11 protein-coding genes are annotated in these 11,973 nt (G+C 32.4%); 9 read left to right on the forward strand and 2 right to left on the reverse strand.

The genetic code is table 11. From position 1 onward, the window contains the following. Positions 1 to 85 precede the first annotated feature (85 nt). From DFR66_RS09155 to DFR66_RS09165, 3 genes are all read left to right on the forward strand, one after another. Entirely contained in the window at positions 86 to 2,113 is a 2,028-nt protein-coding gene (locus DFR66_RS09155; protein ID WP_114754542.1) for a hypothetical protein, read from the forward strand. Between the two features lie 18 nt (positions 2,114 to 2,131). After that, positions 2,132 to 3,028, forward strand: a complete 897-nt coding sequence (locus DFR66_RS09160; protein WP_114754543.1) for a LysR substrate-binding domain-containing protein — start codon at positions 2,132 to 2,134, stop codon at positions 3,026 to 3,028. 96 nt (positions 3,029 to 3,124) lie between these two features. Beyond that, positions 3,125 to 4,081, forward strand: a complete 957-nt coding sequence (locus tag DFR66_RS09165; RefSeq protein WP_394336349.1) for a YeiH family protein — start codon at positions 3,125 to 3,127, stop codon at positions 4,079 to 4,081. On the opposite strand, the gene DFR66_RS09170 is transcribed toward DFR66_RS09165, so the two are convergent. Next, on the reverse strand, positions 4,065 to 4,814 hold the full coding sequence (locus DFR66_RS09170) for a YoaK family protein (protein WP_114754545.1): 750 nt from the start codon (positions 4,812 to 4,814) through the stop codon (positions 4,065 to 4,067). The two genes, DFR66_RS09165 and DFR66_RS09170, sit on opposite strands and share 17 nt — an antisense overlap. A gap of 98 nt (positions 4,815 to 4,912) precedes the next feature. Here DFR66_RS09170 and DFR66_RS09175 point away from each other — a divergent pair, with 98 nt between their 5' ends. After that, a complete protein-coding gene (locus DFR66_RS09175; RefSeq protein ID WP_114754546.1) occupies positions 4,913 to 5,911 on the forward strand; it encodes a zinc dependent phospholipase C family protein in 999 nt (332 codons plus the stop codon). 58 nt (positions 5,912 to 5,969) lie between these two features. On the opposite strand, the gene DFR66_RS09180 is transcribed toward DFR66_RS09175, so the two are convergent. Next, positions 5,970 to 8,066 (reverse strand): LTA synthase family protein, encoded by a 2,097-nt coding sequence (locus tag DFR66_RS09180; protein ID WP_114754547.1) that lies wholly within the window; start codon positions 8,064 to 8,066, stop codon positions 5,970 to 5,972. Between the two features lie 246 nt (positions 8,067 to 8,312). Here DFR66_RS09180 and DFR66_RS09185 point away from each other — a divergent pair, with 246 nt between their 5' ends. The 5 genes from DFR66_RS09185 (at position 8,313) to DFR66_RS09205 (ending at position 11,970) form a co-directional block, all read left to right on the forward strand. After that, positions 8,313 to 8,750, forward strand: coding sequence for a QcrA and Rieske domain-containing protein (locus DFR66_RS09185; RefSeq protein ID WP_114754548.1), 438 nt, complete (start codon positions 8,313 to 8,315; stop codon positions 8,748 to 8,750). Between the two features lie 129 nt (positions 8,751 to 8,879). Next, positions 8,880 to 9,314: a thioredoxin family protein gene (locus DFR66_RS09190; RefSeq protein ID WP_114754549.1), complete on the forward strand. Its 435-nt coding sequence runs from the start codon at positions 8,880 to 8,882 to the stop codon at positions 9,312 to 9,314. Beyond that, complete coding sequence (locus tag DFR66_RS09195; RefSeq protein ID WP_394336350.1) at positions 9,314 to 10,297, forward strand: FAD:protein FMN transferase; 984 nt, start codon at positions 9,314 to 9,316, stop codon at positions 10,295 to 10,297. The genes DFR66_RS09190 and DFR66_RS09195 overlap by 1 nt, the downstream gene beginning before the upstream one ends. A gap of 15 nt (positions 10,298 to 10,312) precedes the next feature. Continuing rightward, on the forward strand, positions 10,313 to 10,525 hold the full coding sequence (locus DFR66_RS09200) for a DUF4266 domain-containing protein (protein WP_114754551.1): 213 nt from the start codon (positions 10,313 to 10,315) through the stop codon (positions 10,523 to 10,525). A gap of 44 nt (positions 10,526 to 10,569) precedes the next feature. Continuing rightward, positions 10,570 to 11,970 (forward strand): DUF3570 domain-containing protein, encoded by a 1,401-nt coding sequence (locus DFR66_RS09205; protein ID WP_114754552.1) that lies wholly within the window; start codon positions 10,570 to 10,572, stop codon positions 11,968 to 11,970. Positions 11,971 to 11,973 lie beyond the last annotated feature (3 nt).

An 11,973-nucleotide genomic window follows, 5' to 3' on the forward strand; every position in this document is an offset into this window, starting at 1 on the left:
TCAAAGATTCAAAGAATTAGAGATTTTTGAACTTCATAATTAATTTTTTAATCATAAAATCCTTCAATTTTTTAATAAAGAATAAATGACAACAAACACGCTACTATTACTATTGCTTTCATTACTAATAGCCGGCAGTTTGTCGTTTTTTCAATATATTTATAAAGCCAAAAACAAATCTAAACTCGGTTGGTTTTTGGCTTTTTTGCGTTTTTTATCCATTTTTGGAATTTTATTATTGTTGATTAATCCAATAATAACCAAAAATACGCTTAAAACGGTAAAAACGCCTTTGCCTATTGTTGTTGACAATTCGAGTTCTATTTCTTTTTTGAATGCCAATGAAAAAGCACTGGAACTGTATAAAAAAATACAATCAAACTCAGATTTACAAGAGAAATTTGATGTGCAATCGTATCAGTTTTCGGATGATTTTGAACCTACAGAAACATTTGATTTTAAAGGACCTCAAACGAATATTGATGTTGTAGCCAAAAATCTAAAAAGTATATATAAAAACACAATCTATCCTACGGTTTTAATTACGGATGGAAACCAAACTTCGGGTAATGATTATGTCTACAGTTTTGATGCTGTAAATAAAGTATATCCTGTGATTGTAGGCGATACAACGACTTTTTTAGATTTCAAAATCAATCAACTGAACGTTAATAAATACGCATTTCATAAGAATAAATTTCCTGTAGAAGCTTTTTTACAGTATTCAGGAACCAAAAGTGTAACTGCTGATTTTGTTATTTCTCAAGGCAATTCGGTATTTAGTAAACAATCTATAACTTTTTCACCTTCTAAAAAAACAGCAACAGTAAACATACTTTTACCGGCTGATAAAATAGGATTACAAGTTTTTAAGGCTACAATTTCATCAAAAGAGAAAGAAAAAAACACGTATAATAACACTAAGAATTTTGCGGTTGAAGTCATTGACCAAAAAACAAATATTGCTATTGTTTCAGCTATAAGTCATCCCGATTTAGGCGCGATAAAAAGAGCTATTGAAACCAATGTACAGCGTAAAGTAACGATTGTTAAACCAAATGAAATCAAAACATTGCAGGATTATAATGTTTTGATTTTATATCAGCCAACAACCGAGTTTAAAACTATTTTTGATACTAATAAAGTTGCCGCAATTAATACATTTATCATTACTGGAAACAACACTGATTTTAATTTTCTGAATCAGCAGCAGGATAATTTGAACTTTAAAATGAGCGGACAAAAAGAAGATTATTTGTCGGTTTTTAATGGGCAGTTTAATTTATTTGCAGCTGACAATATCGGTTTTGAAAATTTGCCGCCTTTGCAAAATACTTTTGGAACTGTAACTACAAAAGGCGCGGTGTCTGTTTTGCTTTCGTCCAAAATTAGAACTATCGATACCAATTCACCTTTGTTGGCTTTTTCCGAAAATCAGGGTAAAAGAGCCGCTTATCTTTTAGGAGAAAACAGTTGGAAATGGCGTTTGCAAACGCATGTCAATAATCAATCCTTTGAAAAATATGATATTTTCATCGATAAGATTATTCAATTTTTGGCATCTAATAATTCTAAAAAATCACTGGTGGTTGAACATGAAAGCTTCTATAATTCAGGTGAAGCCATTGAAATAACCGCTCAATTTTTTAATAAAAACTATGAGTTTGATGAAAAAGCCCGTTTGACAATTACGGTAACAAATACAAAAACTAAGCAAACGAAAAATTATGATTTATTAAAAGGAAATAATTCCTATAAAGTAAATCTTGACGGCTTGAAAGCGGGTTCTTATGCGTTTACTGTCAAAGAATTGAATTCAAAAACTACTTATTCCAGTAGTTTTGAAATTCTTGATTTTGATATCGAAAAGCAATTTGTCAATCCCGATGTGGAGAAATTGACTCAATTAGCAACACAAACAAAAGGAAAAGCATATTTTTCAGATCAAGTAGATGTGTTGATTAAAACGCTTTTGGATAATGAGGAATACAAAGCGATTGAGAAAAACGTTGTTACTAAAACTCCTTTGATTGATTGGATTTGGTTGTTAGTTTTAATATCAATTTTGCTGGCAACCGAATGGTTTGTTCGAAAATACAACGGATTACTGTAATAAAATACAAATAAAAACATGGATTTTAGACTTAAAGTATTTTATACCGTTGCCAACCGTTTGAGTTTTACAAAAGCCGCAACGGAGTTGTACATAACGCAACCTGCGATTTCCAAACACATTCAAGAGTTAGAAGAGCAGTATAAAATCAAATTGTTTGACAGGAATGGTTCTAAAATCGCATTGACAATTGCTGGTGAAGTATTATTAAAACATACCAAAAACATTTTCGAAATATATAGAGAAATTGATTTTGATATGAGCACGCTTATTAATCAACGTTCCGGATTGTTGCGATTAGGCGCCAGTACAACGATTTCTCAGTACATAATTCCGCCACTTTTAGCTCGTTTCCACCAAAAATTACAAGATGTAAAAGTGAGTTTACTCAATGGAAACACCGAACAAATAGAAAATGCTTTACTAAACCAGGAAATTGAAATAGGAATTGTTGAAGGGCAATCAAAAAATAAGTTCATAAAATATACCGAGTTTTTAAAAGATGAATTGGTTTTAGTTTGTAAGAGTTCCAATCCGTTAGTCAATCTTGATGAAGTGACTCAGGATGAGCTTAAAAGGATGCATTTTTTAATGCGGGAACAAGGTTCAGGAACACTTGAAGTTATTGAACATGCATTAAAACCATTTGAAGTTAAACTATCAGAACTGCAAATTGAAATGCAATTAGGAAGTACTGAAAGCATAAAATCCTATTTGATGAACTCTGATTGTGTGGCTTTTATATCGATTCATGCGATAAAAAAAGAACTTCAAAACAATGAATTGGCAATATTAGATATTAAAGATCTAATTATTGAACGTTTCTTTTATATTATTACATTACAAGGAAAAACGGATTCATTATCGGATTTGTTTATCCAAAATATTTCCAATCATTATAATTTAAAGTTATAGCAGATTATAATTTGCGATTGGCTTAAATAGATTATTCGCTCCACCTTTGTATTGTAATAATTTAACATCTTTACATTGGAAACGCATCAAAAAGTCATTCAAAAAGAGTCTTTTATTTTTTTTAAAGTAAATGCCCGTTTGCAACAACTTATTTTTGTTGTTTTACTATTGTTTTGTACCACAATTTTTGTTTCTCCGCCGATTGCTTTAGTATTAGGATTGATTGTCGCCAACCTTTTTGGGCATCCATTTTTAGAGTTGAATCACAAAGCGACCAATTATCTGTTGCAGTTTTCGGTAGTTGGTTTAGGATTTGGAATGAATGTTCACAGCGCAGTATCTGCAGGAAAAGAAGGTTTTTTATTTACTATTATTTCTATTGTGAGCACTTTAGTTTTAGGAACTTTTTTAGGGAAATGGTTTAAAACAGAGAAGAAAACATCCCATTTAATTTCTTGTGGCACTGCAATTTGTGGAGGAAGTGCCATCGCTGCGATTGCTCCAGTAATTAAATCCGATGAAAAACAAACTTCAGTTGCTTTGGGAGTGATATTCATTCTGAATTCGGTGGCGCTGTTTTTATTTCCTGCAGTGGGTCATTGGTTAGATTTATCACAAAAAGAGTTCGGTTTATGGTGCGCCATTGCTATTCATGACAAGAGTTCTGTGGTAGGAGCGGCGAGTAAATTTGGCCCCGAAGCATTGCAAATTGCTACAACGGTAAAATTAGCTCGTGCGTTATGGATTATTCCTGTAGCACTAATTACTGCTGTAATTTTTAAAAATAAATCTGGAAAAATAAAAATTCCTTATTTTATCGGATTGTTTATTCTGGCAATGATTGCCAATACTTATTTGCCAGAAATGGAAAGAATAGGACCACATTTTGTTTCAGTTGCCAAAATAGGTCTTACGGTTACTTTGTTTTTAATTGGAGCCGGATTGAATAGAATTGATCTGAAATCAGTGGGGTTAAAACCGCTGGCGCAGGGTGTTTTGCTTTGGACATTCATTGCAATTGCGACTTTGATTTCGATTATTTATCTAAAATAGTTTTGTGACGGAAGGTTTTTCGTTTGATCACATGAAATTGCAATCGGATATAATCATACAAAAGCGCAAACAACAAAAAGGTTGCAGCAACAAAAAGTGTTTTAATTTCCAGTAAATTATAAAGAAAACCACCTGAAATACAACCGATGAAAAAGAAAATAATAATCGATAATCGGAGGTAAATACTGGTTTTTAATTTCTTGTTTTCTTCGGGTTTTTTATAAAAGAACAACTGCGACAGTTCTATTCCTAAATCAGTAAAAAGCCCTGTTAAATGAGTTGTTCTAACAGTAGATTGAGAAATTTTAGTTACCAAAGAATTTTGTATTCCCATCGCGAAAAGCATTGCAAAAGCAATCCATTTCCCTTCAATACTGGATAATGCAGATTGTGCTCCGAAAATCCCAACACTAGTCAAAATAATCATTTCCAAAGAAATAGGAATAACATGAGATAAATTGGGATGTTTTTTAGAAATTAATTCAGCTAAAAAATTAGAAGTAAATGCCCCAAACAAAAAGAAAATTGTAAATACAAAAAAGGTTAATGCAGCTGCGTAATCCCGCTTCATGATTTCTTCAGCAAAGTAAGCGAAATGTCCCGTAACATTTGTTGTTAATGTTTGTATCGATAAAACTCCTGTAACATTTACAATTCCGGCAACAAAAGATAATAAAGTGGCTAAACGAAGATTGTGTATAAAAGTTCTGTTTTTTCCTTGATGTCGAAACATATTTGTAAGTTTTCTTATTTAATTAACAGAATCTTAAACCCATTTTTTTCTAATAACGATTTAAAGAAATACATTTGCATTTCAAAAAAATAAATTTAATGAAAAATTTTAAAATTAGACCTACACTAATCACTTTATCTGCTTTAGGATTTGCACTTTTTCTTTTGTCATGGGGCGTTATCGGTCATGAACGAATCAATAGAGCGGCAGTAATGGCACTTCCAAAACCATTACAGACTTTTTTTTACAATCATATTGATTTCATTACACAAGAATCTACTGTTCCGGATTTAAGAAGAAATGTTTTGAATGACAAAGGAGAGCCACCTCGCCATTATTTTGACATGGAGAATTTTGGTGCTGTAGAAACTTTTCCTAAAACAATGGAAGAAGCAAAGCTAAAATATGATGAAAAGTTTTTGACTAAAAACGGAATATTACCTTGGTATATTCAAGATATGATGGTCAAATTGACGAAGGCTTTCAAAGACAAAAGAAAAAACGAAATATTATTCATTGCAGGCGATTTAGGACATTATATTGCAGATGCACACATGCCATTGCATACTTCTGATAATCATGATGGACAAAATACGAATCAAAAAGGAATTCATTCGTTGTGGGAAAGTCGTTTGCCGGAATTGTTTGCTAAAGATTATAAATTGAATGTTGCACAAGGAAAATATTTAGAGGATGTAGATAAAGCAACTTGGGATATCATTTTTGATACTCATAGTTTAGTGGAACCTTTGTTGGCAACTGATAAAAAACTAAGAAATGTAACTGCTGAAAACAAGATGTATGTAACTGATGCTACTGGAAATGTTGTCAAAAACAAATACGGTGGAATGTTATATTCTGATGAATATGCAGCTAAATTACACACGGATTTGAATGGAATGGTTGAAAAACAAATGAAAAAAGCCATTACAGCTACAGCAAGTTTTTGGTACACGGCTTGGGTAAATGCAGGAAAACCGGATTTAAGTAATCTTGATGCAGCCGAACTTACAAAACGCAACAGCAAAACGTTAAAAAAGGATTTAAAAACCTTTGAAAAAGGGAATCTTTTTGGTTTGACAAGCGAAAGAGAGTAATCCTATATTTCCAATTAAAAAAAACGGGTGAGATTTTAATTTCACCCGTTTTTTTATGTCAATTAATTTTTTGATATTTCTTTTTCTTCAACATATCCGAGGCTGTTTGATAGTATGAAATCGTTTCGTTTATTAAATCTGGCCTTTCTTTTTTCAACACTATTTGATCGTAATGAATTTGGAAATCACGAGCTACTTTTTGGTTGGGTTTCAAAGTCAATTGAAACTGCTTTACTTTTTGTTTGGGAGAAATAACCGTTAAAACATTATCTTTTATTAATCCTAAATCCTGATAGGTTGCAATCAAAGCGCGAGGTTTGTAATCTGGTTTTAAAACATCTTGACCGTAAAATTTACTTTGGTAATCAAAATTTAATAACCCGAATAAAGTAGGCATAATGTCTATTTGCGACATTAGGTTTGTATATTTTTGGGGTTTTGAACCAGGACTATAAATCATTGCTGGAATTCTATATTTTTCCACTGGAAGTTCTGTTTTTCCTGCACTGGAAGCGCAATGATCCGCAAGAATAACAAAAACGGTATTGGCAAACCAAGGCTGCTTTTTGGCCATTTCAAAGAATTTTTTCATCGCATAATCCGTGTACTTTACACCACCGTCACGAGATTTTACATCTCCCGGAATGTCAATTTTCCCATTTGGATAAGTAAAAGGTCTGTGATTGCTTACGGTCATGATGTGATTAAAGAACGGCTTATTTGCAACACTTTCCTTATTCATTATCTTGATTGCTTTGTTGTACATATCTTCATCACAGACACCCCAAATATTGGCAAAAGTGATTTCATTTGGTTTAAATGCTGTTTTGTCCACAATGTCATATCCGTTTCCAGTGAAAAAATCTTTCATATTATCAAAAAATGAATCACCACCGTACATGAATTTTACAGTATACCCTTTCTGTTTAAAGATGTTTCCTGTCGAAAATTTATTTTTATTGTCTTCACGTTTTACAACACTTTCGCCGGCGGTAGGAGGAAAACATAAAGTAACGGCCTCAAGACCGCGAACAGTTCTGTTTCCTGCAGCATAAAGGTTTGTGAAAACTAAGCTTTTGGTTGCTAAACTATCAAGAAATGGAGTGATATTTTTTTCGTCACCATACATTTTCATAAATTCGGCACTATAACTTTCGATAGTTATCAGCACTACATTTTTATGATTCTCGGCAGCTTCGTTTTCTATTTGCCTCCAAGTTGTTTCTCCCGAAATGGACGGAATTTGTTGTTTTAATTGAGCAAATACTTCGCTACTTGGAAGTGTTTTGTAAAATTTAAAATAATCCAATTCACTGTGCATAAATGCCAGATAGAATTTGTAAATACCATTAGCTTGAAGTTCATTCGCAAAAACATTATGAGAGCTTTCTTTAGTAGAAAAAAATGGAATTGCAAATAAAGAAAGGGTAAATAGTGCTAAATAAATCCCTGATAATTTTATTTTTTCCACAAAGGCAGGAATACTTTCAATATAGTTTTTTGATTTTTTTACAATTAGATATGTTACAAATCCTGCAATTATAAAGAGTACTGAAAACAAAGGAATCACAGGATAAGACTCCATAATATTCCCAATAACTTCATTGGTGTAAACCAAATAATTTACTGCAATAAAATTGTATTTCACGCCAAATTCATTCCAGAAAAAGTATTCACTGATTCCATTTTGCAAAATTAAAACCACATAAAGAAAAATTACAAAGGAGAACAACCAAAACCTGATTTGACTTCGGTATTTTGGAAGAAAAAGTAATAATCCAAACAAAAGTGTTTTTATTGCCACAAAACCAATTGCAATAGCGGGCAAAGCACTGCCATATTCATTGAGTATCGTTTTGCCTGATGAAACATAAAGTAATAGCGTTAACAGGAGTCCAAAAATAATATAACCGTACGGTTTTAAATACTTAGAATTGGAGATAAAAATAAGATAGACCCATAAAAAGCAACTAAGTAAAACAAAAATAAAAAAGTCAGATACAAACCCTAAAAAAAATAAAGTCAGCGTATCTGCCCAAGTAAATGAGGTTTGTGTTATAGGATGAAAAAATAGTATGACCCTTAAAACAAAGCTTACGGCAATGTAAAAGAGTAATAAATAATAAAAAGGAGAAGACTTTTTTAAAAAATTCATAATATTATTTTTATTTACAAAAGTATACATATTTTTTAGTGCTGTTTTTTAAGAATTGCTTAATATTTTGAGAAAACTAAATTTAAGAGTAATAAGGTTTAATTAATCTTAATAAATACTGTTAAAATTTTAAAACAGACATAAAATTATTTTGCATCTTTATAAAAACTGTTTCTTACGAAAAAAAAACTATAGGTATTTTTTTTTCGTAAGTAATAGTATTAACCAACCTAAAATAAAATAATCATGACTAGAAAAGAATTTTTTGCAAGAGTAGGATTTGGGGCAGCAACAGTTTTATTGCCTGCTTGTATAGCCGGTTTAGCTACAAGTTGTAGCTCAGACGATTCAGGTACTAGTGGCTCCGGTTCATCAATACCAGCCGCCACAGGTAATTTTACAGTTGATACCAGTACAGGACCTTTGGCCACAAATGGAGGTTTTATAGTAATGAAAGGAATTATTATTGCACGGACTACTACAGGAACTTTTTTGGCAGTATCGTCTTCTTGTACTCATGAAGGAGTAACGCTTGGTTATGAAAAGTCAGGTAATGTTTTTGTTTGTCCAAGACATAATTCTCAGTTTACAAGTACAGGCACTGTAATTTCAGGACCTGCGCCATCCAATTTAAAACAATATCAGACTACATTATCTGGAACAACTTTGACCGTTATTGTCTAGTCCAACAAATAAAAAAACGTGTATAGCTGTACTAAATTTGTTAAATTAATTCTGTCTTAATTTTTACAATCAGAAAACTATACTTCACTAGAAATAAATACTTTTACGGTGTCAAAATAGATTTAAAAGATGAAAAAAAAGGTCATGTTCTTGTTTCTTTTTATAGGAACGTTAGGACATTCTCAAAACTGGAAATCCAATTTTGAAGAAGCAATAGCGCACTCACTATCAGAAGATAAAAATATCCTTCTTGTCTTTTCAGGATCAGATTGGTGTGCTCCATGTATTAAATTAGAAAATACCATTTGGAAATCAGAAGAATTTAAAAAGGAAGCCGACCAAAATTGGGTTATTTACAAAGCTGATTTTCCAAAGAAAAAAGCAAATCAACTCGAACCAGAGTTGATGGAGAGCAATAAAAAATTAGCTGAAAAATATAATAAATCAGGAAATTTTCCATTAGTGTTACTTTTGGACAAAACTGGGAATGTGTTAGGCATTACAGGTTTCAAAAACCTTTCTCCAGCTGATTATATCAAATTAATCCATTCCTTTGAAAAATGATGAAGAGCATAATTTCCCTATGTTTAGTATTGACAACCTTCATTTCCGTTGGTCAAGTCGCCCATAAAAGAAAGTTGTCGATGTTAGGAAGTCCGTTTGAGATTACAGCTGTTGCAAACGACACCATAAAATCCAATGAATATATAGATTTGGCTGTAGCCGAAGTAAAACGCATAGAGAATTTAATTTCTGATTGGATTCCGACTACACAAATTTCAGAAATCAACCGTAATGCAGGAATTAAACCTGTAAAAGTGGATACTGAAGTTTTTGAATTGGTAGAAAGAGCTATTAAAATTTCCCAAATTACCGATGGCGCCTTTGATATTTCGTATGCTTCCATGGACAAAATATGGAAATTTGACGGTTCGATGAAAGTAATGCCAACAGAAGAAGCCATAAAAAAATCAGTTGTAAAAATTGGATACAGAAATATTATTATAAACAAGAAAGAACAAACCATTTTCCTGAAATTAGAAGGAATGAAATTAGGTTTGGGCGGAATTGGTCAAGGCTATATTGCTGATAAAGTGAAAGATTTGTTGGTTTCAAAAGGCTGTATTTCAGGAATTGTAAATGTTTCCGGAGATATTAATGCTTGGGGAAAACAACCCGATGGGAAACCTTGGAATGTGGGAATTGTAAATCCTTTGAATAAAAATAAAGTTTTTGCCACATTTCCATTAGAAGACAGCGCTGTAGAAACTTCAGGAAGTTATGAGAAGTATGTTATTTTTAATGGAATACGGTATTCCCATATTATTGATCCCAGAACTGGTTATCCGGCAACTGGTGTGGTGAGTGTATCTGTTTTTGCAAAGCAAACGGAAATAGCTGATGCTTTGGCTACAGGAATTTTTGTTCTTGGAGTAGAAGTAGGGTTGGATTTAGTCAATCAGCTCAAAGGGATTGAATGTATTATTGTTGATGATAAAGGTAAAATCCATTCGTCAAAAGGAATTGATATCAAAAAATATAATTAATAAAAGACATTCAAAATGATAAAGACAATAACGGTTTTGTTTTTTGTAATGCTGATTTTACACTCGTGTAGTTCAGTAAAAGAATATGAAAAAGAAAAAATAAATGATCCTGACATGAAACTAACGGCAAGAACTTCAGAGCGATATGAAACTTCTTTTCAAGTATATCGTGAGGCAGCTGCTGGGGCCAATGGTGGTAAATCAGGTGGTGGTTGTGGTTGCAACTAATTTACAAAACAACAATTTAGATAGTAAATAGTAATTTCTATACAATGAAAATAAAATTTTTATTTCTTTTAGTATTAATCAGCAGCATTGCCTTTTCGCAAGACAAAACTACTGCGCCAGCATTTAAAAAACGAGTATTAGAGAGTACTGAGGTCGATTTTTTAGCTAGTTATTACAATCAGGACGGTTCAAGATCAGCTGTTTCAGGTGGAATTGGTTCGGAGAAACTTACTGATATTGCCTCAAATATTGTTGTGGCGATGCCATTAAATGATGATGATGTTTTAACGATTGATTTGGGAATATCAGCTTATTCATCAGCATCATCAAGTAATATCAACCCGTTTAATTCAACTGGAGCTTCCAGTTCAGGCGGACCCAGTGGGACTCCTTGGCAAGCTTCCTCAGGTGCTTCCAAAAGTGATCAATTAGTGTCAATTGTTGCTAATTATAGTCATAGCAGCGATTCCAGGAATTTTATCTGGAATACTGATGTTTCATTTTCAAATGAGTATGATTATACTTCGGTTGGTTTTGGAGGAGGAATTGCAACTCTTTTTAATGAAAAAAATACCGAATTAAGCTTGAAAGCCAATGTGTATCTGGATCAATGGAGGCCTATTTATCCAACGGAATTAGACGAATATTCAAAATATGGTGCTAATTTTTTAAATCAAGGCTATTTTAATGGCGTATCGGTTTTGGATCAAAATGGGCAAACCACAACAAATTATTTGCCTTCAGCATTTCAAACGGTAAGTGGCGTAAATAGAAACTCTTATTCGGCTTCAGTTGGTTTCTCTCAGGTTTTAACCAAAAAACTACAGTTTTCAATCTTCTTCGATATTTTACAGCAACAAGGATTATTGTCTTCACCATATCACCGAATTTATTTTGCAGATAAAGCTAATTATTACATCGGTCAGGCACAATACATTAGTACTTACGAAAGTTCAACAAATACCGGAGTTTATAAACTGGCTGATGATATCGAAAGATTACCGGATTCCCGATTTAAAATCCCTGTTGGAGCACGTTTGAATTATTACATCAACGAGCGATTTATATTGCGAACCTATTATCGTTTTTATTCCGATAATTGGGATATTCAATCGCATACCGCAACGATTGAGCTTCCTATAAAATTATCTGATAGGTTTACCGTTTTTCCAATGTATCGCTACTATACCCAAACGGCTTCAAAATATTATGCGCCTTATGAAACCCATTTATCAACAGAAAGATATTATACCTCTGATGCTGATTTGGCTACATTTGATGCGAATCAATATGGGTTTGGAATCAATTATACTGATATTTTCACAGGTGCAAAAATTTGGAAATTTGGTTTGAAAAATATTGATTTTAGATTCAATCATTATGAAAGAAGTGACAATTTAAATGCTAATATTGGTACAATTGCCTTTAAATTTGCAATGCAATAAAAG

Source organism: Flavobacterium glaciei, from assembly GCF_003350545.1.
Lineage (GTDB): Bacteria > Bacteroidota > Bacteroidia > Flavobacteriales > Flavobacteriaceae > Flavobacterium > Flavobacterium glaciei.

Bases quoted from the DNA above. Each gene is read 5' to 3' on its own strand.
- DFR66_RS09205 (WP_114754552.1), top strand. From the start codon at position 10,570: ATGAAAATAAAATTTTTATTTCTTTTAGTATTAATCAGCAGCATTGCC.
- DFR66_RS09160 (WP_114754543.1), top strand. From the start codon at position 2,132: ATGGATTTTAGACTTAAAGTATTTTATACCGTTGCCAACCGTTTGAGT.
- DFR66_RS09155 (WP_114754542.1), top strand. From the start codon at position 86: ATGACAACAAACACGCTACTATTACTATTGCTTTCATTACTAATAGCC.
- DFR66_RS09170 (WP_114754545.1), bottom strand. From the start codon at position 4,814: ATGTTTCGACATCAAGGAAAAAACAGAACTTTTATACACAATCTTCGT.
- DFR66_RS09190 (WP_114754549.1), top strand. From the start codon at position 8,880: ATGAAAAAAAAGGTCATGTTCTTGTTTCTTTTTATAGGAACGTTAGGA.
- DFR66_RS09185 (WP_114754548.1), top strand. From the start codon at position 8,313: ATGACTAGAAAAGAATTTTTTGCAAGAGTAGGATTTGGGGCAGCAACA.
- DFR66_RS09200 (WP_114754551.1), top strand. From the start codon at position 10,313: ATGATAAAGACAATAACGGTTTTGTTTTTTGTAATGCTGATTTTACAC.
- DFR66_RS09195 (WP_394336350.1), top strand. From the start codon at position 9,314: ATGAAGAGCATAATTTCCCTATGTTTAGTATTGACAACCTTCATTTCC.
- DFR66_RS09175 (WP_114754546.1), top strand. From the start codon at position 4,913: ATGAAAAATTTTAAAATTAGACCTACACTAATCACTTTATCTGCTTTA.
- DFR66_RS09180 (WP_114754547.1), bottom strand. From the start codon at position 8,066: ATGAATTTTTTAAAAAAGTCTTCTCCTTTTTATTATTTATTACTCTTT.